General features: G+C 71.7%; 23 protein-coding genes. 10 read left to right on the top strand and 13 right to left on the bottom strand.

The features are described from left to right. Nucleotides 1-7: 7 nt before the first annotated feature. From OIE53_RS24955 to OIE53_RS24940, 4 genes are read left to right on the top strand one after another with little or no spacing between them, the layout of a single operon-like run. Nucleotides 8-742, top strand: coding sequence for an ABC transporter permease (locus OIE53_RS24955; RefSeq protein WP_327023909.1), 735 nt, complete (start codon nucleotides 8-10; stop codon nucleotides 740-742). 11 nt (nucleotides 743-753) lie between these two features. After that, nucleotides 754-2019 carry a sensor histidine kinase gene (locus OIE53_RS24950; protein WP_327023908.1) on the top strand — a complete coding sequence of 422 codons (1266 nt, stop codon included), beginning with the start codon at nucleotides 754-756 and terminating at the stop codon, nucleotides 2017-2019. Further along, nucleotides 2016-2657, top strand: coding sequence for a response regulator transcription factor (locus OIE53_RS24945; RefSeq protein WP_327023907.1), 642 nt, complete (start codon nucleotides 2016-2018; stop codon nucleotides 2655-2657). The genes OIE53_RS24950 and OIE53_RS24945 overlap by 4 nt, the downstream gene beginning before the upstream one ends. Nucleotides 2658-2659: 2 nt before the next feature. Further along, entirely contained in the window at nucleotides 2660-3652 is a 993-nt protein-coding gene (locus tag OIE53_RS24940; protein WP_327023906.1) for a helix-turn-helix transcriptional regulator, read from the top strand. Here the strand turns inward: OIE53_RS24940 and OIE53_RS24935 are convergent. Beyond that, nucleotides 3636-4553 carry an SDR family oxidoreductase gene (locus OIE53_RS24935; RefSeq protein WP_327023905.1) on the bottom strand — a complete coding sequence of 306 codons (918 nt, stop codon included), beginning with the start codon at nucleotides 4551-4553 and terminating at the stop codon, nucleotides 3636-3638. The two genes, OIE53_RS24940 and OIE53_RS24935, sit on opposite strands and share 17 nt — an antisense overlap. Nucleotides 4554-4631: 78 nt before the next feature. Here OIE53_RS24935 and OIE53_RS24930 point away from each other — a divergent pair, with 78 nt between their 5' ends. After that, on the top strand, nucleotides 4632-5312 hold the full coding sequence (locus OIE53_RS24930) for a nucleotidyltransferase domain-containing protein (protein ID WP_327027403.1): 681 nt from the start codon (nucleotides 4632-4634) through the stop codon (nucleotides 5310-5312). Nucleotides 5313-5346: 34 nt separating this feature from the next. Here the strand turns inward: OIE53_RS24930 and OIE53_RS24925 are convergent, their stop codons facing one another. The 8 genes from OIE53_RS24925 to OIE53_RS24890 all read right to left on the bottom strand — a co-directional run bounded on the left by OIE53_RS24925 (nucleotide 5347) and on the right by OIE53_RS24890 (nucleotide 12009). Beyond that, on the bottom strand, nucleotides 5347-6234 hold the full coding sequence (locus tag OIE53_RS24925) for an alpha/beta fold hydrolase (protein ID WP_327023904.1): 888 nt from the start codon (nucleotides 6232-6234) through the stop codon (nucleotides 5347-5349). Further along, complete coding sequence (locus OIE53_RS24920) at nucleotides 6231-6545, bottom strand: DUF2516 family protein (protein ID WP_327023903.1); 315 nt, start codon at nucleotides 6543-6545, stop codon at nucleotides 6231-6233. The genes OIE53_RS24925 and OIE53_RS24920 overlap by 4 nt, the downstream gene beginning before the upstream one ends. A gap of 69 nt (nucleotides 6546-6614) precedes the next feature. Beyond that, nucleotides 6615-7454: a hypothetical protein gene (locus OIE53_RS24915; RefSeq protein ID WP_327023902.1), complete on the bottom strand. Its 840-nt coding sequence runs from the start codon at nucleotides 7452-7454 to the stop codon at nucleotides 6615-6617. Then, on the bottom strand, nucleotides 7451-8212 hold the full coding sequence (locus OIE53_RS24910; RefSeq protein ID WP_327023901.1) for a helix-turn-helix domain-containing protein: 762 nt from the start codon (nucleotides 8210-8212) through the stop codon (nucleotides 7451-7453). The genes OIE53_RS24915 and OIE53_RS24910 overlap by 4 nt, the downstream gene beginning before the upstream one ends. Before the next feature lie 290 nt (nucleotides 8213-8502). Then, nucleotides 8503-9483, bottom strand: coding sequence for an asparaginase (locus OIE53_RS24905; protein WP_327027402.1), 981 nt, complete (start codon nucleotides 9481-9483; stop codon nucleotides 8503-8505). Nucleotides 9484-9557: 74 nt separating this feature from the next. Then, a complete protein-coding gene (locus OIE53_RS24900; RefSeq protein ID WP_327023900.1) occupies nucleotides 9558-10385 on the bottom strand; it encodes a 3-keto-5-aminohexanoate cleavage protein in 828 nt (275 codons plus the stop codon). Nucleotides 10386-10471: 86 nt separating this feature from the next. Continuing rightward, entirely contained in the window at nucleotides 10472-11584 is a 1113-nt protein-coding gene (ygfZ, locus tag OIE53_RS24895; protein WP_327023899.1) for a CAF17-like 4Fe-4S cluster assembly/insertion protein YgfZ, read from the bottom strand. Continuing rightward, nucleotides 11581-12009, bottom strand: a complete 429-nt coding sequence (locus tag OIE53_RS24890; RefSeq protein ID WP_327023898.1) for a Fur family transcriptional regulator — start codon at nucleotides 12007-12009, stop codon at nucleotides 11581-11583. The genes ygfZ and OIE53_RS24890 overlap by 4 nt, the downstream gene beginning before the upstream one ends. Nucleotides 12010-12078: 69 nt before the next feature. On the opposite strand from OIE53_RS24890, the gene OIE53_RS24885 reads away from it, so the two are divergent. Next, nucleotides 12079-12927, top strand: a complete 849-nt coding sequence (locus tag OIE53_RS24885) for an aminotransferase class IV (RefSeq protein ID WP_327023897.1) — start codon at nucleotides 12079-12081, stop codon at nucleotides 12925-12927. 4 nt (nucleotides 12928-12931) lie between these two features. Here OIE53_RS24885 and OIE53_RS24880 read toward each other — a convergent pair whose 3' ends face one another. Together OIE53_RS24880 and mtfM are read right to left on the bottom strand one after the other, a co-directional pair. Beyond that, the gene (locus tag OIE53_RS24880) at nucleotides 12932-13525 is read right to left on the bottom strand and encodes an FABP family protein (RefSeq protein ID WP_327023896.1); all 594 of its coding nucleotides are present in this window, start codon (nucleotides 13523-13525) and stop codon (nucleotides 12932-12934) included. Next, the gene (mtfM, locus tag OIE53_RS24875) at nucleotides 13525-13626 is read right to left on the bottom strand and encodes a small membrane protein MtfM (RefSeq protein ID WP_013736135.1); all 102 of its coding nucleotides are present in this window, start codon (nucleotides 13624-13626) and stop codon (nucleotides 13525-13527) included. The genes OIE53_RS24880 and mtfM overlap by 1 nt, the downstream gene beginning before the upstream one ends. Nucleotides 13627-13649: 23 nt before the next feature. Between mtfM and OIE53_RS24870 the strand changes: the two genes are divergently transcribed. The 3 genes from OIE53_RS24870 to OIE53_RS24860 all read left to right on the top strand — a co-directional run bounded on the left by OIE53_RS24870 (nucleotide 13650) and on the right by OIE53_RS24860 (nucleotide 16521). Then, nucleotides 13650-14012, top strand: coding sequence for a DsrE family protein (locus OIE53_RS24870; protein WP_327023895.1), 363 nt, complete (start codon nucleotides 13650-13652; stop codon nucleotides 14010-14012). A gap of 89 nt (nucleotides 14013-14101) precedes the next feature. After that, nucleotides 14102-14482 (top strand): SCP2 sterol-binding domain-containing protein, encoded by a 381-nt coding sequence (locus OIE53_RS24865; RefSeq protein WP_327023894.1) that lies wholly within the window; start codon nucleotides 14102-14104, stop codon nucleotides 14480-14482. Then, entirely contained in the window at nucleotides 14479-16521 is a 2043-nt protein-coding gene (locus OIE53_RS24860) for an amylo-alpha-1,6-glucosidase (RefSeq protein ID WP_327023893.1), read from the top strand. Before OIE53_RS24865 ends, OIE53_RS24860 begins: the two co-directional genes overlap by 4 nt. A gap of 13 nt (nucleotides 16522-16534) precedes the next feature. On the opposite strand, the gene OIE53_RS24855 is transcribed toward OIE53_RS24860, so the two are convergent. Both OIE53_RS24855 and OIE53_RS24850 read right to left on the bottom strand, forming a co-directional pair. Next, nucleotides 16535-17398: a hypothetical protein gene (locus OIE53_RS24855; RefSeq protein WP_327023892.1), complete on the bottom strand. Its 864-nt coding sequence runs from the start codon at nucleotides 17396-17398 to the stop codon at nucleotides 16535-16537. Further along, nucleotides 17395-17910 (bottom strand): winged helix-turn-helix domain-containing protein, encoded by a 516-nt coding sequence (locus OIE53_RS24850; protein WP_327027401.1) that lies wholly within the window; start codon nucleotides 17908-17910, stop codon nucleotides 17395-17397. Before OIE53_RS24850 ends, OIE53_RS24855 begins: the two co-directional genes overlap by 4 nt. Before the next feature lie 289 nt (nucleotides 17911-18199). Here OIE53_RS24850 and OIE53_RS24845 point away from each other — a divergent pair, with 289 nt between their 5' ends. After that, the gene (locus OIE53_RS24845; protein ID WP_442791355.1) at nucleotides 18200-22573 is read left to right on the top strand and encodes a S8 family serine peptidase; all 4374 of its coding nucleotides are present in this window, start codon (nucleotides 18200-18202) and stop codon (nucleotides 22571-22573) included. Nucleotides 22574-22684 lie beyond the last annotated feature (111 nt).

Raw genomic sequence — 22684 nt, 5'->3', positions numbered from 1 at the left:
GGAACCCATGCACGCCTTCGGCCAGATCCTCAAGACCGAGGCCCGGCTCTATCTGCGGGACACCTCGACGATGGTGCTCACCATCGCACTGCCCACCCTGATCCTGGTGGTCCTCGGGCTCATCCCCACCCTCCAAAGGCCCACTGAGGACCTCGGCGGGCAGTCCTTCGTCAGCTACTTCACCCCCTCCCTGTTGGTGGTCACCCTGGCGATGGTCGGGGTGAACGTCCTGCCCACCGTGCTGGCCACCTACCGGGAGCGGGGCATCCTGCGCCGGCTGGCCACCACCCCGGCCAGCCCGCTGGCCCTGCTGCTGGCCCAACTGGTGCTGGCCCTCATCGGCATCCTGGCCAGCGCGGTGCTGCTCGCGGTGGTGGCCCGGCTGGCGTTCGGCGTACCGCTGCCGCAGCATCCGCTCGGATTCGCCGCAGCCCTGGTCCTCGGCACCGCGGCGCTGCTCGCGCTGGGACTGCTGGTGGCGGCGGTCGCACCCTCCGCCAAGTCGGCTCAGGCGCTGACCGTACCGGTGTTCATGGCGGTGATGTTTCTCGGTGGCGTGTACCTGCCGAGGTTCCTGCTGCCCGACTTCCTGGCCGAGATCGGCGCCTACACCCCGCCGGGCGTGCAGGCCCTGCTGGACGCCTGGACCGGCACCGCCCCGCATCCGCTGCACCTGGCGATAATGGCGGTGGTCGCGGTGGCCGCCGGTGCTCTCGCGACGAAACTGTTCCGCTGGCAGTAGGCGGGGATCCGATGATCAGCAGCGGCGACCGACCCGACGACCGAATGGATGCCTGGCAGGTCCGGGAAGCGAATGTCTGGCGGGTGCTGCCCTTCGGAGGGCTGATCGTTGGCACGCTGCTGGCCGTCTTCGCGCCGACGCCGCGCGGTCTCCCGATGGCGGCCACCCTGCCCGTCGCCGTGGCGGCTGCCTGTTGGATCGCCTGGTTCATCACCCTGCACCCGCGCTGGCAGAGCCGGCGTGCGCTGATGACGGTCTACTACCTCGGGATGCTCGCGATCGCCGCCGTGCTGGTGGTCGCCAGTCCGTGGTACGGCTTCTTCGCCTGGATCGGCTATGTGCACGCGTTCTTCCTGCCCGGCAGGTGGCGGATCGCCGGGGTCGTCGTCACCGCCGTGCTGCTGGCCACCTCGCAGAGCGGCGGCCTACCGGTCGTGTCGTCACATTGGGCGATCTGGCTGGTGATGGTGTTCTTCAACGTGACGATCGCCGGGGCGGTCAGCTGGTTCGCCTACGTCTCCGAGCACCAGGGCGAGAAACGCAAGCGGCTGGTGGCGGAGTTGGCCGCCGCCAACCGCCGGCTCACCGAGACGGTACGGGAGAACGAGGGTCTGCACGCCCAACTGGTGACCCAGGCCCGGGAGGCCGGGGTGCTGGACGAACGGCAGCGGATGGCCCGGGAGATCCACGACACCCTGGCCCAGGGGCTCACCGGCATCATCACCCAGTTGGAGGCGGCCGAGCAGACCCGGGACCGGTCCGGTGACTGGCGGCGGCATGTGGACAATGCCCTGGCGCTGGCCCGGGAGAGCCTCACCGAGGCCCGTCGCTCGGTCCGCGCCATCCGTCCCGAGCCGCTGGAGGCCGCTAGGCTGCCCGATGCCCTGACCGAGCTGGGTGGACGCTGGTCGGCCCGGCACGGGGTACGGGCCGAGGTCAACACCACCGGCACCCCCCGGCCGCTGCATCCGGAGGTCGAGGTGACCCTGCTGCGAGCCGCTCAGGAGGCGTTGGCCAATGTCTCCCGGCACGCCGCCGCCTCCCGGGTGGGGTTGACACTGTCCTACATGTCGGATGTGGTGACCCTTGATGTCCGGGACGACGGCACCGGCTTCGACCCCGAGGCTGCCGCACCCAGGCCGGACGGCGGCTACGGGCTGACCGCCATGCGGCAACGGGTCACCGAGGTCGGGGGGCGCCTCGATGTGGAGTCCGAGCCGGGTGGCGGCACCGCCATCTCCGCCTCCGTACCGGCGCTACCGGGAGGTGCCGGTTGACCGAGCCGATCCGGCTGTTGATCGTCGACGACCATCCGGTGGTGCGGGACGGGCTGCGCGGCATGTTCACCGGCGATCCCGGGTTCGAGGTGGTCGGTGAGGCGGCCGACGGGGCCGAGGCGTTGGCGTTGGCCGCCCGGCACCATCCCGACGTGGTGCTGATGGACCTGCGGATGCCCGGCATGGACGGGGTGACCGCGATCGGTCGGCTGGTCCGCTCGGACAGTACGGCGAAGGTGCTGGTGCTGACCACCTACGACACGGATGCCGACGTGCTGCCCGCGATCGAGGCCGGTGCCACCGGTTACCTGCTCAAGGACGCCCCCCGCGACGAACTGGTCCGGGCGGTACGCGCCGCCGCCCGGGGTGAGTCCGTGCTCTCCCCCGCCGTGGCGGGTCGGCTGATGGGCCGGCTGCGCGCCCCGGCGGAGGAGCCGCTGAGCCACCGGGAACTGGAGGTGCTCACCCTGGTGGCGCGCGGCTCGACCAACCGGGAGGCCGCCGCCCAACTGTTCATCAGCGAGGCCACCGTCAAGACCCACCTGCTGCACGTGTACGCCAAGCTCGGGGTCAACGACCGGGCCGCCGCCGTGGCGGCCGCGTACGACCGGGGTCTGCTGACCCCCGGCGGACGCTGACCGTGCGGGCCGCCCGACTGATCTCCTTGCTGCTGCTGTTGCAGGCCCGGGAGGCGATGACGGCGGCGGAACTGGCCCGCGAGCTGGAGGTCTCCGAACGGACGGTGTACCGGGATGTCCTGGCGCTTTCCGCCGCCGGGGTGCCGGTCTACGCCGACCGGGGTCGGGCCGGGGGTTACCGGCTGCTCGGCGGGTACCGGACCCGGCTGACCGGGATGACCCGGGATGAGGCGGAGGCCCTCTTCCTCGCCGGGCTGCCCGGCCCGGCCGGGGACATGGGGTTGGCCGATGCGGTGGCGGCGGCCGAGTTGAAGGTGCTCGCCGCCCTGCCGCCGAGCCTGCGCGACGCACCCACCCGCACCGGGCAACGGTTCCACCTGGAGGTGCCCGGCTGGTACGCGCCGAGCGAGCCGCCGCCCTGGCTGGCCGAGCTGGCCGGGGCCCTCTGGCGGGACCGGGTGGTGACCCTGCACTACCAACGCGCGGACGGGTCGGTAATCCGCCGGGTCTGCCCGTACGGTCTGGTCCTCAAGAGCGGCATCTGGTATCTCGTCGGCCGGGTCGACGGGGACCTGCGCACCTACCGGGTGGACCGGATCGTCGGGGTGCAGCAGCACGAGGAGACCTTCGACCGGGAGCCGGACTTCGACCTGCCGGGGTACTGGCGGACGCAGGCGGAGGCCTTCCTGCGGGGGATGCTGCGGGCCGAGGTGCGGATCCGGCTGAGCCCCGCCGGTCTGCGCCAGCTCAAGCACCGCAGCGACATCCCCTTCGGGTACGCCGAGGCGGTCGCCACCGCCGACGAACCCGACGGGCAGGGCTGGGTGACCACCCGGCTGCCGGTCGAGTCCGTCGAGGTGGCATACACCCAACTGCTCGGGCTGGGTCCGGAGGTGGAGGTGCTGGACCCACCCGAGCTGCGGGCCCGGCTGGCCGAGGCGGCGAGGCGCACCGCCGCCCTCTACACCACCCCGACGGTCAGCGGTAACCGGTGACGTCGGCCGGCTTGCCGCTGTCGACCACCTCGGTGATGTAGCGGTAGGCGTCCGGCCGGCTGCCGTCCAGGTCGGTGAAGCCGTACACCTTGGACAACTCTCCGGCGGAGACGGACTGCCCGCTCCACCGGGCGTGGTCCGGGTCGGCGGCCAGAGCGGCGACCGCCCGGCCGACGAAGGCCGGGGTTTCCGAGATGAGGAAGTGCGGGTCCTTGGCCGCGCCGTCGCGCCAGTTGGCCTCGGTGACCCCGAAGTGCTCCAGCATCGCCTCGGAACGCAGCCAGCCGGGGGTCAGGGCCACCGCCGTCCCGCCGTACGGCCTGAGTTCGTGCGCCCAACTGAAGGCGAGCCGGTTCACCGAGGTCTTGGCCAGGTCGTAGAAGACCGACAGGCGGTAGTTCCGCTCGTTGTACGCCCGGGTGCCGTCACCGATCTCCACCACCAGGCCACCCGGGCGGCGGATCAGCAGGGGCATCGCGAAGTGGCTGGTGATGATGTGGGTGTCCACCGCCAGCCGCAGGGTACGGAAGCCGGCCTCCAGCGGCTGCTCCCAGACCGGCTGCTCCCAGCTGATCAGGGGGTCGGCACCCCACACGTCGTTGACCAGCACATCGAGTCGGCCCTGCTCGGTGTCGATCCGCGCGATGAGGTCGCGTACCTGGTCGGGGACCAGGTGGTCCACCCGGACGGGGATGCCGGTGCCCCCGGCCACGGTCACCAGTTCGGCGGTCTCCTCGATGGTCTCCGGGCGGTCCAGCTCGGAAGGTCCGGCCGCCCGGCTGCTGCGGCCGGTCGCGTAGACGGTGGCGCCTGCGGCACCCAGTTGCACGGCTATCTGTCGGCCGGCACCCCGGGTAGCCCCGGCCACCAGCGCCACCGTTCCGGTAAGCGGTTTCGTCATGGTCGCCACGCTGCCAGCAGAGCCTGACAACCGATGTCAGGTTTTGCGGAGAACCCTTGATCCGGCATGCTCGCCGACATGCACCTGCTGCTCTCCGGCATCGTCGGCTCGGTGGCGTACGGCCTGGCGGGGCCGGGCTCGGACGTCGACCGGATCGGGGTCTTCGCCGCCCCCACGGTCGCCTTCCACGGCCTGCACCCGCCGAAGGAGTCCGTGGTCACCACCGACCCGGACCTCACCCTGCACGAGGCCCGCAAGTGGTGTCGGCTGGCCCTTAGCGGCAATCCGACCGCCAGTGAGCTGGTCTGGCTCCCGGACGACTGCTACGAGACCCGTACCGAGTTCGGCGAGGGCCTGATCGGCATCCGGTCGGCCTTCCTCAGCGCTCCCCGGGTCCGGGAGGCCTACCTCGGCTACGCCGCCCAGCAGTTCCGCAAGCTGGAGTCCCGGGGTGACGGGACCTTCTCCTCGGACACCCGGCGGCGCACCGCCAAGCACGCCCGACACCTGGCCCGGCTGGTGCACCAGGGCCGACTGCTCTACGCCACCGGGGTACTGGAGATCCGGCTAGCCGATCCGGGCTGGTTCCGCGACTTCGGGGATCGGGTGGCCGGGGGTGCTCTGGAGGAGGCGCGGGCCCTGCTGGCCGAGGCCGAAGGCGACTTCGACCGCATCCGGACCCCGCTGCCGGACCGGCCGGACGAGCAGACCGTGGAACGCTGGCTGCTGGACGTGCGCGCCGCCCACCTGCCCCGCTGACCGGCTTTGAGTCGTCATGGACGGACCGGGCGGTTCACCCGTTGAGGAACTCGGAGATCCGGGCCCGGACGTCGGCGCGTTCCGTCCAGAGCACCCCGGGGCGGGCGTACCGGTGCAGGGTGGCCTGGGGCAGGGCGGCGGCGAGCTGCTCGGCGATCTCCAGGGGGTGCAGGTCGTCCCCTTCGCAGGCGATGACCAGCGCCGGTGCGGTGACCGACGCCAGCGCCCCGGCGTCGTCCAGGGGCGCCTGCCCGGGCAGGTCGGCCAGACCGACGGCCAGACCGTCGCGCAACAGGTGATCGAGCCGCTGCCGCAGGTACGCCCACCCGGCCGGGGTGTTGCGTACGGCCGGTGGGATCTCCGCCGCGACCACCTCGGCCACCGCGGAGGCGTCCCCGCTCTCCACCGCGGACAGCAACTCCAACAGCCGGGTCCGGGCGACCGGCCCTCGTGGCTGGTCGAGCGCCGCCGGCAGGAAGAAGACCAGCCGCTCGAAGCGGTCCGGGCTCTCGGCGAGCAGCCGGCACAGGGCGCCCGCGCCGAGGCTGGCACCGAAGGCCCGGGTGGCACCGGAGAGGTCGGCGACCGCCCGCAGGTCCCGGGCCAGGTCCAGATAGCTCCACACCCCCTCGGGCGCATCCGAACGACCGTGGCCCCGGAACTGGAAGAAGACCTTCCGGCCGGTTACCCCGCTGCCGAAGGGGCGGGTCACCGCTATGCCGTTGCCCAGCCCGTGCGCGAACACCGTGACCGGATCACCGGTGCCGGTTACCAACCGTTCCAGTCGTACGCCGTGGGGGGTGGCGACCAGTTCCGTGTCCGGCTCGGGTAGCGCCGGGCGTCCGCTGCGTGGCCCGCCCGGGCCGGGACCCCAGGTGCGCGGCCCGCCGTCCGGTGGTGGTGGCCAGCGGAAAGCCCTCACCAGGATCCTCTGTTGTCACCCAGTTCACGTAGGCCGACCCGGACGTCGAGCAGGTAGATCAGGGCCGCCGCGATGCCGATCAGCCCGAAGATGCTGAGGGTGGTCTGGGTGAGCAGAGTCAGCAGCAGGGTGACCGCCAGAATGGCGATCCAGCCGCCCTTCGGCAAGGTGCCGATGGCGGGGAAGGCGTCGGAGCGCTGCGTGATGGCGTGCACGAGAGCGACCCCCTGCACGATCAGTGCGAACACGAACAGGATCAGGTCGATCACGGTACGGACATCGAAGGCGAAGATCGGCGCGGCGTAGGCCATGACGGCAAGCTTATGCCGACGACCCCGGATCCGTCCGACAGGACGGTGACCGGGATCGTCGGCAGGTGATCATTCGGCGGCCGGGCGGGTCCGCTTGGTGGTCGCCGGTGCCTTCGCCGACGGCGTGGCCGTCCGCTTGGCGGCCGGCTGCCGGGTGGTCGCCTTGGCGCGGGTGGTCTTCTTGGCCGGCTTGGCCTCGGCGATCTCGGCCACCTCGGCCGGGCTGGGCACCTGCCCCGACTCGCCGGCCGTGGCCTTCTTGGCAGCCGTGGCCCGCTTGGCGACGGTCCGCTTGGCGGTGCCGGTCGGCTCGGTCGTGGCCGGCTCGGTCGTGGCGGTCGACTCGCTCGCGGTGATCGCGGACTGGGTGGCCTCGATGTCGGCGTTCACCGTGTCGGCGGCCTCCAGCACACCCGCACCGACCACCCGCTCACCGCGCGTCACCAGCTTGCCGTACGCGGCCAGCGCCCGCTCCTGCGCGACCTGGGCACCGGCGACGACCACGGCGGCGTTGCGGGTCGCCAGGTCACGCAGCCGGTCCAGGTCAGCCGCCTCGCGCAGCCGGTTGAACTCGGCGTTCTCCCGCAGGCGGTCCAGATCGGCCACCTCACGCAGCCGGTGCAGGTCGGCAGCCTCCCGCAGCCGGTTGAGGTCGGCGTTGCGGCGCAGCGACTCGGCGGTCAGGTTGGCGTTGCGCAGCTTCTCGTTGGCCTTCTGGCGCAGCTCGAAACCGGTGACGACGGCCTTGCCACCCAGTTCGTTGGCCACCCGGCTGCCGTCGTTGACGACCCGGTCGCGCAGCTCGGCGACCACGGTGGGCAGCTTGCGCAGCTGCTCCAGGGCCAGCTCACCGGCACCGGCGGCGGCGTAGATCGGAGCGGGGATGCGGTTGGTCTTCGGCTGGCTCATGACTTCTCCTCTTCGGCCGCGTCGGCGGCCTTGCGGACCACCTTGCGGGCGGCCTTCTTGACGGGGCGGGTCGGCGCCGGGGCGGGACCCGCTTCGGTCACGGCAACCGACTCAAGGACTGCCTCGGTCGGGGTGGGACCGGCTTCGGTCACGGCTACCGACTCGAGAACTGCCTCGGTCGGGGTGCCCTCTGCGGTGGTGGGCCCGGTAGCAGCCAGGTTGGCCACATCGGGCGCGGTGACGGTCGGATTGACGTCGCCACTGGTCTCGATGTCCGTAGCCCGGCCAGGCCCACCCGGGGCGGCCTCGCCCTCAGCTTGACCGGCGCTGCCTGATGCACTGCCAGGTCCACTGGCGGCGGAGTCGGCCTCGGGGCCGGTGGTGGCGGATTCGGCCGCAGCGGTCGCCTCGGCCAGCCGGGCGTTCTCCCGGCGGAAGGTCTCGTAGATCTGGGTGAGGGACTGCTTCTGGGCCATCGTCAGGTCCGGATCGACCGCGATGGCGGCAAGCACCCCCTGGCCTTCCTTGTCATCGAGCAGGCCGGCCCGCAGGTACATCGCCGGGGTGGAGACCCGCAGCGCGCTGGCGAGCTGCTGAAGCACCTCGGCGCTGGGTCGACGCAGCCCTCGCTCGATCTGGCTCAGGTAGGGATTGCTGACCCCGGCCTGCTCGGCAAGCTGACGCAACGAGATCTTCGCGTTCCGCCGCAGGTCACGAATGAACCCGCCGACATCGGGAAGGTCCTTGGAAGTGGCCATGACTCAACGCTAGCTCGCCCCGCTAGCACCCTGCAAGCAAAGTGCTAGCCACAGTTAGCAGCGTCTCACCACCCCTCAGCCCCTCCACCCACCCACCCCCCACCCCAGCCCGTCGATCATGCACTTTCTGTCGGCACAAAACCTCCCATAGGGGGTCATATTGGCGACCAAAAGTGCAAGATCGACGGGGAGAGGCCGCCCGGGTCATGGCCCGTCGACCGCCGCAGCGGGCGCGGGCGGGAGGGCGCGGGCGGGAGGGCGAGGGCGGGGCGGGTGAGGGCGGGTGGGGGTTACCAGAGGGGGCGGGTGGCACCTACGGGGAGGCCGCCGCCGAAGAGGGGGGTTTCGGTGAACTCGGTCAGGACCGGGGCTTCGACTCCCAGGCGGCGTAGGGCGGCGGACAGGACGGGCATCCGGGCTCGGCCGGCGCCGTCGTCGATCTTCAGGGCCAGAGCGCCGACGCCGGGCAGAGCTGCGGCGATCACACCCTCCGCGCCCACCTTGGCCAGCAGTCCGGGTACCCCGCGCATCAGCCGGGTGTCGTCCGCCTCGGTGCCACCGACGATCTCCGGGTACGCCCGCATGGCGTCGGCCACCGTGCGCTCCACGGTGCCGGTCTCGGCGCTCACCAGGCGCAGGTACGCCCGAGCCAGCCCGGTCAGGGACAGCGCAAGCACGGGTGCCCCGCACCCGTCCACCCCGACCGCCGCCGCCTGCTCACCGGTCAGTTCCTCGACCGCGTCGCGCAGCCGCTGCTGCAACGGGTGCTCCGGGCGCCAGTAACCCTCCACCGGCCAGCGGGCCGAGCGGCAGGTCAGCAGCATCCCGGCGTGCTTGCCGGAGCAGTTCATCTGGATCCGGGTGGGGCCGCCCCCGGCCCGCAGCACCGCTTCCCGCGCCTGCTCCCCGACCGGCAGGTCCGGCGGGCAGTGCAGGGCCTCCTGGTCCAGCCCGGCGTCGGCCAGCAGCCGGGCCACCCGGGCCAGGTGGAACTCCTCCCCCGCGTGACTGGCCGCCACCAACGCCAGGTCGGCGGGGTCGGTCAGCGGCAGCCCGGCCCGGATCATGCCGACGGCCTGCATGGGCTTGTTGGAGGAGCGCGGAAAGATCGGGGCGCTGACGTCACCGGCCGCGTCGACCACCGCACCGGTGCCGTCCAGCACCACCACCGAGCCCCGGTGCAGGCCCTCCACGAAACCGGACCGGACCACCTCGGCAAGCGGAACCCCACCCGCGTACGTGTCTGCCACGATGTGGACGGTACCGATGATCGATCGGCCGCCGAGGCCGGGGTGAGCAGGTACTCCACCTCCGGGTGTACAGCCACGCCGGGCGGGGTCAGCCCTTACCGGCCGAGCAGTTCGCGGGCCTGGGTGGTGTTCAGCGGGGGACGCTGGGCGAGCTGGGCGAAGCCGACCGCCCGGGCGACCAGCTGCATGTTCGACTCCACCGGGCGGCCCTTGGCGTACGTGACGGTGTCCTCCATGCCGACCCGCAGGTGACCTCCGGCCGACAGCGAGGCCAGCATCACCGGGATGCTGCTGCGCCCGATCCCGGTCGCCGAGAAGGTGGTGCCCTCCGGCAGGTCGCGCAGCATCTGCTGGGCCGCCACCAGGGTGGCCGTGGTGCCGGGCATCCCGCCAGGCACCCCCATCACGAAGTCCACGTGCACGTGGCCGCCGTGCGGCAGGCCGTACTTGTCGAGCAGGCGGCGCAGGGCGGTCAGGTGACCCAGGTCGAAGATCTCGTACTCCGGCACGATGCCGCGTTCCTGCATCCGGGTGTGCAGGTCGACGATGAACTCCCAACGGTTGAGGAAGACGTCGTCACCGAAGTTGGCCGTACCCATCGTGCAGGAGGCCATGTCCGGCGCGGCGTCCAGTACGGCGAGCCGATCGGCCTCCGGGTCGGTGACCGCGCCCCCGGTGGAGAGCTGCACGATCAGGTCGGTGCTCTCCCGCAACGCCGCCACGGTGGCCCGCAGTCGGCCCAGGTCCAGGGTGGGTCGGGCGTCCTCGTCGCGGATGTGGACGTGGATGATCGAGGCGCCGAGCGCCTCGCACTCCTTGGCGGTGAGCAGCAACTCGTCCAGGGTCACCGGCAGCGCCGGCACCTCCGTCTTGGCCGACTCCGCGCCGGTGGGGGCAACCGTGATCAACGTCCCTGTTGTCATGCCGGCGATCCTAGAACGCCCGCCGCAGGTGCTGGTGTTAACAGGGGGCCCGGCCTCTACCGGAGGCGTTAATAAGGTGCCCTTCCTTACACCCGGTCGATGGCGGCGGTGCTCTCGGCCACCCGCAGCACGGCGTCGTCGGGTACGGAGCGCTTGACCACCGCCAGGGCGATCTGACCCAGCTCGTGGTGATGCACCGCGGTGCCGACGAAGCCGACCGTACGACCGTCCAGCTCGACCGGGGTGCCGGCGGTGGGCAGTTGGTCCGTGGTGATGCCGTCCAGGTGCAGCAGGACCAGCCGACGCGGCGGACGGCCCATGTTGTGCACCCGGGCCACCGTCTCCTGCCCCCGGTAGCAGCCCTTGTCCAGGTGTACGGCCGGGGCGATCAGGTTCACCTCGGCGGGGATGGTGCGGTGGTCGGTGTCGACACCCACCCGGGCCCGGCGGGCGGCCACCCGCACCGCCTCGTACGCCCACAGGCCGGCGACCGGCACCCCGCCGTCCCGCAGCCGGGTGACCACCTGGTCCATCGCGGCCCGGGGCACCAGCAGGTCCACCCCCAGGGGCCCGCGCCGGGCCCACCCGCCCAGCGGCAGGGGCTTGACCTCGTAGCGGGCGGTGGGCCGGGTCGGCACCTCACCGGCACGGAACTTGGGGCCGGGTACCCCGGTGAGGTCCGGTTCGGCCAGGGCGGGCAGGTCCAGCAGGGTCAGGGCCTCGGCCGCCCGGGGCCCTACCAGGGACAGCAGGGCCTGCTCGGCGGTGGCGTCGCGCGGCTCGACCTGGCTGAAGAACCGCATCTTCTCCAGGAAGGTCAGCAGCCCTTCGGCGGCGCCCGGTTCGGTGTCCAGCCAGGTGGTGTCGCCGTCCTCGGCGACCATGGCGTGTTGCTCGATGTGGCCGTGCGGCGAGAGCACCAGCAGTTCGGTGCCCTGCCCGGGGCCCAGGTCGGCCAGGTGCTGGGTGGTGAGGGTGTGCAGCCAGGAGATGCGGTCCGCCCCGGGCACCGCGATCACCCCCCGGTGGGAGCGGTCCACCAGGCCGACCTCGGTGTCCAGCAGTCGTTGCTCGCGCATCGGGTCGCCGTAGTGGGCGGCCACCCCGCGTACCCCGGCCGCCGCGTGGGCCGGCTCCGGCTGGTCGCGGCTGGCCTCGTCGAGGCGTTCCACGGCGACCGCGCCCGCGATGTCGATCATTCCTGACTCCCGTCTCCACACCGTGCGCAGTTGCCGAAGAAGGAGACATGGCCGATGTCCACCCGGAAGCCGCGTTCCCGCGCCAACTGCTCGGCCAGGGGGCGCATCAGCTCCGGATCCACCTCGTCGATCGCCCCGCACTCCCGGCAGACCAGGTGGATGTGCTGATCCTCACCGGCGGCGTGATAGGTCGGCGACCCGTGCGACAGGTGGGTGTGGGTGACCAGGCCGATGCGTTCCAGCAGTTCGAGGGTGCGGTAGATGGTGGTGATGTTGACCCCGGCGGCCACTTCGCGTACGGCCGTGTGCACCTGCTCCGGCGTGGCGTGCCCCAGGTCCAGCACCGCCTGCAGAATCAGCTGGCGTTGCGCCGTCAGCCGGAGGCCACGGGAGCGCAGCAGTTCCGCCAGGGAGGTTTCGGACATTCTCCGATCATAGTTCGGCCGTCTCGGAGGCGTCCGATCGAGACCGCCGCCCCTCTATCCTGCCCAGCTATGGAGGCCACACGGATCGGCGTACTGGGTCGGGGACTGCTGTCGATCGACGAGCCGGTGTTGCGCGGCGACGACCTGGGCGTGCTGCGCGGCGACGGACTGTTCGAGACCATGCACCTGCGGGGTGGGCGGCCCTGGCTGCTCAAGGAGCATCTGGCCCGGTTGCGGGCCGGTGCCGCAGCGGTGGAGCTGACCCTGCCGGACGACGCGGCCCTGGTCGAGCTGCTGGACACCGTGGCCGCCGGGTGGCCCGGCGAGGTCGAGGGCGCCTTGCGGCTGGTCTGCACCCGCGGGCCCGAGGGGGGCGGGGACCCCACGGTGTACGCCACCCTGGCCGCCGTGCCGGCCGCCGCCCGGCAGGCCCGGCGCGAGGGGGTACGGGTGGCCACCCTGAATCTGGGGGTACCCGCCGAGGCCCGCCCCGAGTTGGACTGGCTGCCCACCGGGATCAAGTCGACCTCGTACGGGGCGAGCACCGCGGCCCGCCGGTGGGCCGCCCGAGCCGGGGTGGACGACGTGCTCTGGGTCTCCTCCGACGGCTATCTGCTGGAGGGGCCGACCGCCAATCTGCTCTGGTCGACCGGGGACACCCTGTGCACCGTGCCGGCGGCCCGCACCGGCATCCTGCCCGGCACCACGGTCGCCTGGCTGCTGGCCCACGCCACCGAGGTCGGCTATGACCCCGCCGAGGGCATGGTGACCCCGGCCGAGCTGCGGGAGGCCGACGCCGTCTGGCTGGCCTCCTCCGTACGCGGCCTGGTGGAGGTGCTGGCCCTGGACGGGGAGCCGCTACCCCGCAGCCCGCGTACCCACGCGCTGCGGGAGCTGCTCGGCTTCGAGCTGCCCTGACTCCTCAGCCGGCGACCCGGATGAGGCGGGCGGACAGATGCGGCGACAGCGGCTGACCCACGGCGGCCATGTCCTGGGCGTACAGCAGGGCGCCGTCGACGATGCCGAACAGGCGGTGCCCGGCGGTGACCTCCTTGGCGGTGGCGGTACGCACCACCGCGTCGGTGACGAACTCGATCTGGGTGCCCTTGCGCCGGCCGATGTGCAGCTCCATCACCCCGGTCGGAACGGTCAGCAGGGCCTCCAGTTCGTCCGTGACCCGGTCACCGTCGAACACCGGTCGCCACCAGCCGACCTCCCGACCCGCCGGGCGCACCGGGCGGGACTCTTCGTCGAGCAGCCACGCCCGGGACTCGTACGACAGGAAGGGTCGGCCGTCGTGGCTGATCCGGATCTCCTGGGCGTAGTCGAAGTCCTCGATGGTGGGGAAGCCGCCCCGGCCCCGGCCCCGCCACACCCCGACGTACGGCAGCAGGCCGTCCAGGGCCGGATGCAGCTTGGGCCCCACCCGCAGGTCGTGACTCTCCTCGAAGGGATACGGATCGACCGGCGGGGCGTTCAGCCACGGCGGCGGTGCCAGCGGGTTGTCGTCACTCATCACTTGCCTCTTGAGATGCGCACGGCCAGATAGATCAGGCCACCGGCGAGCGCGCCCAGGCCGGCGACCAGCAAGCTGACGAACCCGATCTCGGTGACCATCGGCCTCATCCTATGCTGGCCCCATGGCCCGCACTCTCGTCGTCAAGGCCACCGCCGGAGCGGACGGCCCGGAGCGGTGCGCCCAGGCCTTCACGGTGGCGGCCACGGCCGCCGCCGCAGGTGTGCCCGTCTCCCTCTGGTTGACCGGGGAATCCACCTGGTTCGCGCTGCCGGGGCGGGCGCAGGATTTCGAGTTGCCGCACTCCGCGCCGCTGGCCGAACTGCTGCACGTGATCCTCACCACTGGGACGGTGACCGCGTGCACCCAGTGTGCGGCCCGCCGGGACATCGGCCCGGACGACGTGATCCCGGGCATCCGGATCGCCGGGGCGGCCGTGTTCGTGGAGGAGACGATGGCCGAGGGAGCCCAGGCGCTCGTCTACTGACCCGGGGCCGGTGCGGCTGCTGTGGACATCGACCTCGGCAAGGCCGGAGAACCTGCCCGACAACTCCGACATATGCCTACGATTCGGGTGTGGACGAGGCGATCGAGCAGTTCTTTGCCAGCTTGCCGGCTCGCGGCCCCCAGGAGATGCGCAGCTCGCTCGCCGGCACCCTGCGGATCGACCTCTCCGACGGCGAACGCACAGAGCACTGGGTGCTCCGGCTGCGACCGGGTGTCATCGAGGTCGAGCGGGGACCGGCCGAGGCCGATTCCATCTGGTACTGCAGCGTGGATCTGTTCGACCGGTTGGTGACCGGACGGGCCGAGCCCCTGGCCGCGCTGTTTCGCAACGAGTGCAGCTTCAGCGGCAGGGTCCCGATGTTCCTGATCCTGCGGCGGTTGTTTCCCTCCGCGCCAGGCGTCCAGGATCCACGCACGAGGGCCCGCGAGCAGGCCGGGACGGCACAGTGAAGGAACTGGTCAGCATCCTGGACGGCAACACCTTCCTGGTCAGCGACCGGGGTGGGGACATCGAGCCCTCCCTCGACTTTCCGACCGGCCTGTTCGCCTTCGACACCCGGTTCCTCTCCACCTGGCTGCTGCTGCTCGACGGCGAGCGGCTACAGCCCCTGTCCGTCGAAGACGATGAGACCTACCGGACCCGCTACTACCTCGTGCCGGGCGAACCCAGCCACTTCCTGGACACGAAGGTCTCCATCATCCGCAGCCGGGCCATCAGGGACGGCTTCGACGAGGAACTGACCGTGTTGAACCACTCCGGCCAGGAGATGGCCTTCACCGTCCGCATGGAGATCTCCGCCGACTTCGCCGACCTGTTCGAGATCAAGAACGTCCAGCCCAAACAGGGCAGCCAGACTGTCAGGATCGAGGATGATGCGCTACGGCTGAGCTACCGCCGGGAGGCCTTCCACCGCGAGACCCTGGTGCGCAGCAGCACCCCGGTCGCGGTCGACAAGGAAGGCATGACCTTCTCGATCCGGATCGAGCCGCACGGAGAGTGGACCACCCGGCTGAAGACCTCCACGGTGATCTACGGCGCGCGGGGCGAGGATATCCGCAATCGACTGCCGTTGGCCGGCGGCCGCAGCACGGCGGCCATCCAGGCCGAACACGAGGAGATCATCGCCAACGCCCCCAAGCTCAGCGCCAGCAGCAGCCCCCTGGCCGCCGCGTACCGGCGCAGCCTGGAGGATCTGGCCTCGCTACGGTACGAGTCGATCACCCTGAGGGTCCGGTTGATGGCCGCCGGGTTGCCCTGGTTCATGACCCTGTTCGGCAGGGACAGCCTCATCACCTCGCTTCAGGTGCTGCCCTTCCTGCCGGACATCGTTCCGCCCACCCTGATGATGTTGGCCGGGTTGCAGGGGTTCCGGGTCGACGACTTCCGCGACGAGGAGCCGGGCAAGATCCTGCACGAGCTGCGCTACGGCGAGTCCGCCGGATTCGAGGAGCAGCCCCACTCGCCGTACTACGGCTCGGCCGACTCCACCCCCCTGTTCGTGATCCTGCTCGACGAATACGAGCGATGGACCGGCGACAGCGGGCTGATCAAGGAACTGGAGTACCCCACCCGGCTGGCGCTGGACTGGATCGACACGTACGGCGACCTGCTCGGTACCGGCTACCTCTGGTACGAGACCCGCAACGACCGCAACGGGCTGGAGAACCAGTGCTGGAAGGACTCCTGGGACGGCATCTCCTACTCGGACGGGCGGCTACCCGGCTTCCCCCGGGCCACCTGCGAACTCCAGGGCTACGCCTACGACGCCAAGCGGCGCGGCGCCCGGCTGGCCCGGCTGTTCTGGAACGACCCGCAGTACGCCGACCAGCTGGAACGGGAGGCCGCCGCGCTCAAGGAACGGTTCAACCGGGACTTCTGGCTGCCGGACCGGGAGTACTACGCCCTGGCGCTGGACCGCGACGGCACCCCGGTGGACGCCCTCAGCTCCAACATCGGGCACCTGCTGTGGAGCGGCATCGTCGATGAGTCGAAGGCCGGGCGGATCGCCGAGCACCTGCTGGGACCGCGACTGTTCTCCGGGTGGGGGGTCCGCACCCTCGCCGACGACCAGGGTCGGTACAACCCGATCGGATACCACGTCGGCACGGTCTGGCCCTTCGACAACTCGCTGATCGCCTGGGGCCTGTGGAAGTACGGCTTCCGCGATGAGGCCGCCCGGATCTGCGAGTCGATGCTCGCCGCCTCGCACTACTTCAACGGCCGACTGCCGGAGGCCTTCGCCGGCTACGAACGCGACCTGACCGACTTCCCGGTGCAGTACCCGACGGCGTGCAGTCCCCAGGCCTGGTCGGCGGGAACCCCTCTGCTGCTGCTGCGGATCCTGCTGGGGCTGGAACCCGAGGACGAGCACCTGATCATCGACCCGTACCTGCCGCAGGGGATGGGTCGGGTGGAACTGCTGGACATCCCCGGCCGCTGGGGTCGGGTGGACGCCCTGGGTCGCAGCCACGGCCGCGACGACAGGTGAGGGCGGGTACCCCTCAGCCGGCACACCCCACGGTGGCCGAGACGACCGTCCTGTCCGAGTGCAGTTGGACGAGCATGGCCACCCCGTTGCTGCGGTAGGCGTACACCTCGTCGGTGGCCACCACCGGGGTGCCGCCGGCCAGCGGGGCCAGGGCGGCCTGCGGTGACCGGTCGGTCGCCGGGGCGGTGCCGCGCAGGGTACGTGCGGTCTCGCCTCCGGGGCAGGTGGCCTGCACCGCCTCGGTCGGGTCGGTGACCGTGGCGCCGAGGGCGGCCAGCGCCCGGGCCAGCGCGTTCGACTCCGTGCTCGCCGCGGTCCCCGGCAGCAGCGTCCCGGGCAGGGCGTCGACCGGGCGGCAGCCCGTCTCCGCGCTCAGCCGCACCCAACCCTCGGCGGCGGCACGGCCCTGGACGGTGACGAACTCCCCCGCGTCCGCGCGCAGCCGGGGACCCTCCGGGGTGAGCCGGACACCGGCCCGCCAGTCCGAGGGCAGTCCGTCCGCGATCCGTTCCAGCAGGGCCCGTTCCTCACCCGGCGGCACGGCCAGCTCCATGTGACTGCGCAGGATCGCGCCCTCGGCGAACGGGGTTACCCGACAGCCCCGCTCGACCTCCGGTGGCGCCAGCGCGTACACCGTGCCGGAGGCCGCCGCGGCCAGCTCGCCGATCGCGGCCTCGACCCGCGAGGCCGCCTGGGCCAGGGTGCGCTGCTCGCGGACGGTGGGCGGATCGTTGCGGGCCGAGTACCAGGTCAGACCGGCCAGCAGCACCGCCCAGGCCACGGTCGCCACGACCAGCCACCGCGGCCAGCGGCTGCCGGGCTCGGGTGGCGGAGGGCCGGCGGGAGGGGCGTACCCCGTCTGGGCTGCACTGCTCACCGAGCCATGGTGTCACGCGGATCCTCGGGGGGCGTGGCCAGCCGGTAGCCGACCCCGCGGACGGTCTGCACCTGGGGGCCGCCGGTCAGGGCCCGCAGCTTGCGCCGCAGTCGCTTGATCGCGGAATGCAGGATCGCGGTGTCGCCGAGGTAGGCCCCACCCCACACGGAGGCGAACAGCCGCTCGTAGCTCCACAGGCTTATCGGTGGGCTGGCCAGCCGGGCCAGCAACTCCCGCTCGGTACGGGTCAACCCCACCGGTACCCCCTGCCAGGTGACCAGGTGCCCGGCGCGGTCGATCACCAGATCGGCCCAGCCGCCCACCGCCCCGGGTCGGATCTCGGCGGCTGCGACCTCCGCCGGGTCGGGCTCCCCCGGCGGCTCGGGGAACATCGCCCGCAGTTGGGCCAGGTCGGCGCAGATCACCACCGGGCCCACCCCGTCGAGTCGTTGCACCACCCGCTGCCGGACAGCGGCATCGCTGCTGACGCAGACCAGGATCGGGATCTCCATTCCGGACACGCTGCCTCCCCGAAAGCCCGCGCTGACCTGCGACTTCCCACTAATCGACAATGACGGCCACCGATGGCTTCGCCCGCTCAGCCTAACGGTCAGGATCGCGCCACGTCACTGACCGAGTACTGACTGACGCCTTCCATTGATCACTGATCGTCGGCGCAGAAGCATGACTCTCAGCGGCCGGGCACCACCAGTCACCCACACGTCCGACCGCTCCGCGGCGTCAGGCTCCGACCCGCGGGTGCCCGTCCCCGATCGGGACGACGAAGTGGGGGAGGAACCTTTGTTCACACGACCATCCGCACGATCAACCTGGTGGCGGGCAGTGGCGGTGTCGACCGCCGCCCTGCTGGCCTGCACCGCCCAACCCGCGGTCGCCGCGGCGGCACCACAGCCGTCGCAGCGGGCCACGGTCGACCAGGCCCTGCTGGACCGCTTCGCCACCACCGACAGCACGGCCTTCCTGGTCTACCTGCGGGAGACCGCACCCCTGGCCGAGGCCGCCAAGGCCCGCGACGCCGACGACCGGGCCCGTACGGTGCACCGGCTGCTCACCAGCACCGCCGATCGCAGTCAGGCCGACCTGCGCGAACTGCTCGACGATCGAAAGGTGCCGCACACCGCGTACTGGATCGCCAACGCGATCCGGGTGGAGGGCGACAAGGCGTTGCTCGACGAGATCGCCGGTCGGCCCGAGGTGTCCCGGATCGCGCCGAGTCGCAGCTACCCCCTGCTGCTGCCGACCTCCAGCGAGGCGACCCGGGCCCGTACCGCCGCCGTCGAATGGGGGCTGACCAACATCGGCGCGCCCCGGGTCTGGGAGGACTTCGGCGGCCGCGGTGAGGGCATCGTGGTGGCCAACATCGACAGCGGGGTGCAGTACGACCACCCGGCCCTGGTCGCCTCCTACCGGGGCAACCTGGGCGGCGGCTTCGACCACGCGTACAACTGGTTCGACCCGGCCGGGGTCTGCACCGGCACCGCGCCCTGCGACAACAACGACCACGGCACCCACACCATGGGCACGATGGTCGGCGACGACGGCGCCGGCAACCAGATCGGGGTGGCACCGGGGGCCAAGTGGATCGCCGCGAAGGGTTGCGAGGCCCGCAGCTGCTCCGACGCCTCCCTGCTCGCCTCCGGCCAGTGGGTGCTCGCCCCGACGGACGCCAACGGCCAGAACCCCCGGCCGGATCTGCGCCCCGACATCGTGAACAACTCCTGGGGCGGTGACGGCGGGGACCTCTGGTACCAGCAGACCATCGCCGCCTGGCGGGCCGCCGGGATGTTCCCGGTCTTCTCCTCCGGCAACGACGGCCCGAGCTGCGGCAGCGCCGGCTCCCCCGGCGACAACTCGAACGCGTACGCGGTCGGGGCCTACGACGTGAACGACAACATCGCCAGCTTCTCCGGTCGGGGCTCCGGCACCGCCCTGATCAAGCCGAACATCGCCGCCCCCGGCAGCGGGGTGCGCTCCAGCGTCCGCAACGGGGGGTACGCCTCGTTCAGCGGCACCTCGATGGCCGCTCCGCACGTCTCCGGCACGGTGGCCCTGATGTGGTCCGCCGCGCCCAGCCTGCGCGGGGACGTCACCGCCACCGAGGAGTTGCTGGACCGCACCGCCCGCGATGTCGACGCCACCACCTGCGGCGGCACCCCGGCCGACAACAACGTCTTCGGCGAGGGCCGGTTGGACGCCTACGCGGCCGTACGCGACGCCCCTAGGGGCCCGATCGGTCGGGTCACCGGCCGGGTGACCGACGCGGCCGACGGGGACCCGATCGTCGGTGCCACCGTGACCGACGGCACCCGCAGCATCACCACCGGCCCGGACGGTCGGTACGCGCTGAGCGTTTCGGCCGGCGAGATCACCCTGACGGTCAGCGCCTACGGCTACGCCGGACAGACCGCCACGGTCACCGTCGCCGAGGGCGGCGCGGTCACCCGCGACTTCGCCCTGACCGCCAACCCCACGGTCACCGTGCAGGGCAAGGTCACCGACGGTTCCGGTCACGGCTGGCCGTTGTACGCCCGGATAGAGGTGGCCGGCCGACCCGGCGGGCCGGTCTTCACCGACCCGGTGACCGGGCGCTACTCCTTCACCGTGCCGGGTGGCACCTCGTACCGGCTGACCGTCACCGCGCGCTACCCCGGCTATCAGACCGTCACCCGTGAGGTGGCCGTGGCCGGGCAGAACGTGACCGCCAACGTGGCCGTACCGGTCGAGGCGGCCTGCGTCGCGGCAGGTTACACCGGCAGCTTCAGCACCCCCCTGCTGACGCAGAGCTTCGACGGCACCACCGCGCCCCCGGGCTGGACGGTGACCAACCGCACCGCCTCCGGCGGGTGGGTCTTCACGGACGCCCGCTCACGCGGCAACCTGACCGGCGGCTCGGGCGGGTTCGCCATCATCGACAGCGACGCCCTGGGCAGCGGCAACACCCAGGACACCGACCTGGTCACCCCGCCGCTGACGTTGTCCGGGGTCAGCGCCCCGGTGCTGCGCTTCCGCAGTGACTGGCGGGCGGTCGGCATCACCGACACGGCCGACATCGACGTCTCCACGGACGCCGGGGCCACCTGGACCAACGTCTGGCACCAGACCTCCAGCCGACGCGGCCCCCGGATGGAGGAGGTGCCGCTGACCCCGGCCGCCAACGCCGAGTCCGCCCTGGTCCGCTTCCGGTTCAAGGGCACCTTCGCCTGGTGGTGGCAGGTGGACGACGTGGAGCTGGTCAACCGGGAGTGCACCCCGGTGCCGGGCGGACTGGTGGTGGGCAACACCACCGACCGCAACACCGGCGAGGCGATCAACGGGGTGAACGTGGCCAGTGTCCACCAGCCCGAGGACCGGGCGGTGTCGGCGGCCACCCCGGAGGACGAGGCCCAGCCGGACGGCTTCTACTGGATCTTCTCGACCCTGACCGGTACCCATCCCTTCACCGCCAGTCGGACCCCGTACCAGCCGGTGACGAAGGATGTCGCCGTGGTCTCCGACGGGGTGAGGCGGGCCAACTTCGCCCTCGGCGCCGGCCGGTTGACGGTCAGCCCGACCACCATCGAGTCGCATCAGCGGCACGGGGTGGTGCGGACCACCAAGGTGACCGTCCGCAACACCGGCAGCGCACCGGCAGCGGTCGACCTGCTGGAGCGGTCCGGCGAGTTCGAGCTGCTCAACCAGGGTGGGGCAGCCCTGGTCGAGCAGAAGATGAAGGGCATCAGCAAGGCCCGCACCGGTATCGCGTACGGCGGGGCCGCCCCGGAGTCCGGCACCCGGGCCGCGGACGACGCCTGGAGTGACATCGCCCGACTGCCGGCCGCGGTCTACGACAACTCGGCGGCCTGGCTGGACGGCAAGGTCTACTCCGTCGGTGGCGGTGGCAGCACCGGCACCGAGCGCAAGGCATGGGTGTACGACCAGGGAGCCAACGCCTGGAGCGCCCTGCCCGACCTGCCGGTGGCCCGGTCCAAGCCGGCCACGGCGGCGATCAACGGCAAGCTGTACGCGATCGGTGGCTGGGGTGCCGACGACGGTACGGTCGCCACGGTCGACGTCTTCGACCCGGCCGCCGGAACCTGGAGCACCGTCCCGGGTGCCACCAACCCGGCCCCGGTCGCCGCGGCCGGCACGGCGGTGCTCGGTGGCAAGGTCTACCTGGTCGGCGGCTGCGCCGATGCCACCTGCACGGACAGCGACCGGTTGGTGATCTTCGACCCCGCTACGAGTTCCTTCCGTACCGGTGCCGCCTATCCCCACCCGGTGTCCTGGCTGTCCTGCGGCGGGATCGGGTCCTCGGTCTACTGCGCCGGTGGTACGGGCAGTACGGAGTACACCGACGCCTACCGGTACGACCCGACGGCCGACTCCTGGAGCCCGCTGCCCAGCCTCCCGCTGGAGCTGTGGGGTTCCCAGTACGCCGCCGCCGGTGGCCTGCTGGTGCTGGCCGGTGGGGTGACCGCCGGGTCGACCACGGTCACCAACCGCACGGTCGGCTTCGATCCGGTCACCGGGGCCTGGCGTGATCTGCCGAACGCCAAGTTCGCCCGGTACCGGGGTGCCGCCGCCTGCGGGGCGTACAAGATCGGTGGTTCGCCCAGTTCCTTCGTGGGCAGCGCGGACAGTGAGCGCCTGGGTGGCCTGGAGCTCTGCGCGACCGCGGCGGATCTGCCCTGGTTGAGCAGTTCACCGAGCACCTTCACGTTGGCCCCGGGGGCCTCGAAGACGGTGACGGTGACCCTGGACGCCACCACGGAGGCGGGGGTGCTCCAACCGGGTCGGTACACCGGTGAGCTGGCGATCGCCTCCGACACCCCCTACCCGGTCACCCCGGTCTCGGTGGAGATGAACGTGTCGCCGCCGAACAGCTGGGGCAAGATCCAGGGCACGGTCACGGGCACCACCTGTGGCGGGGTCACCGTGGGGATTCCGGCCACCGTCCGGGTGAACCTGATCTCGGCCGGTACCGGCACCACCCTGACCGCGGACGCCTCCGGCAAGTACGCCTGGTGGCTGCCGCGCGGCCGGTACGAGGTGATCGTCGCCAAGGACGGGTGGGTGCCGCAGGTGCAGCGCCACCAGATCGAGGCCGGCATCGTGGGCACCCTGAACTTCGCCCTCGAACCGACCTCCAACTGCACCAGAGCAACCGGAATCTGATCCGACACATCCTGGTGGCCGCCGGTCGTGCATCGACCGGCGGCCACTGCTTTCGCGGCAGTCGGGCCGGTTCGTGGTAGTCGCTGCCTCCTCGGGCGGTCCGGCCCGTTG

The sequence above is a fragment of the Micromonospora sp. NBC_01739 genome, from assembly GCF_035920385.1.
Classification (GTDB): Bacteria; Actinomycetota; Actinomycetes; order Mycobacteriales; family Micromonosporaceae; genus Micromonospora.
This window is presented reverse-complemented; position numbering and strand designations above follow the sequence as displayed.

What these genes read in the sequence shown, in the direction of transcription:
- OIE53_RS24910 (WP_327023901.1), bottom strand. Translation starts at nt 8,212, where the DNA reads ATGGCCACTTCCAAGGACCTTCCCGATGTCGGCGGGTTCATTCGTGAC.
- OIE53_RS24850 (WP_327027401.1), bottom strand. Translation starts at nt 17,910, where the DNA reads ATGGAGATCCCGATCCTGGTCTGCGTCAGCAGCGATGCCGCTGTCCGG.
- OIE53_RS24880 (WP_327023896.1), bottom strand. Translation starts at nt 13,525, where the DNA reads ATGAGTGACGACAACCCGCTGGCACCGCCGCCGTGGCTGAACGCCCCG.
- OIE53_RS24890 (WP_327023898.1), bottom strand. Translation starts at nt 12,009, where the DNA reads ATGTCCGAAACCTCCCTGGCGGAACTGCTGCGCTCCCGTGGCCTCCGG.
- OIE53_RS24950 (WP_327023908.1), top strand. Translation starts at nt 754, where the DNA reads ATGATCAGCAGCGGCGACCGACCCGACGACCGAATGGATGCCTGGCAG.
- OIE53_RS24900 (WP_327023900.1), bottom strand. Translation starts at nt 10,385, where the DNA reads ATGACAACAGGGACGTTGATCACGGTTGCCCCCACCGGCGCGGAGTCG.
- OIE53_RS24930 (WP_327027403.1), top strand. Translation starts at nt 4,632, where the DNA reads ATGCACCTGCTGCTCTCCGGCATCGTCGGCTCGGTGGCGTACGGCCTG.
- OIE53_RS24920 (WP_327023903.1), bottom strand. Translation starts at nt 6,545, where the DNA reads ATGGCCTACGCCGCGCCGATCTTCGCCTTCGATGTCCGTACCGTGATC.
- OIE53_RS24885 (WP_327023897.1), top strand. Translation starts at nt 12,079, where the DNA reads ATGGAGGCCACACGGATCGGCGTACTGGGTCGGGGACTGCTGTCGATC.
- OIE53_RS24935 (WP_327023905.1), bottom strand. Translation starts at nt 4,553, where the DNA reads ATGACGAAACCGCTTACCGGAACGGTGGCGCTGGTGGCCGGGGCTACC.
- mtfM (WP_013736135.1), bottom strand. Translation starts at nt 13,626, where the DNA reads ATGGTCACCGAGATCGGGTTCGTCAGCTTGCTGGTCGCCGGCCTGGGC.
- OIE53_RS24955 (WP_327023909.1), top strand. Translation starts at nt 8, where the DNA reads ATGCACGCCTTCGGCCAGATCCTCAAGACCGAGGCCCGGCTCTATCTG.
- OIE53_RS24870 (WP_327023895.1), top strand. Translation starts at nt 13,650, where the DNA reads ATGGCCCGCACTCTCGTCGTCAAGGCCACCGCCGGAGCGGACGGCCCG.
- OIE53_RS24915 (WP_327023902.1), bottom strand. Translation starts at nt 7,454, where the DNA reads ATGAGCCAGCCGAAGACCAACCGCATCCCCGCTCCGATCTACGCCGCC.
- ygfZ (WP_327023899.1), bottom strand. Translation starts at nt 11,584, where the DNA reads ATGATCGACATCGCGGGCGCGGTCGCCGTGGAACGCCTCGACGAGGCC.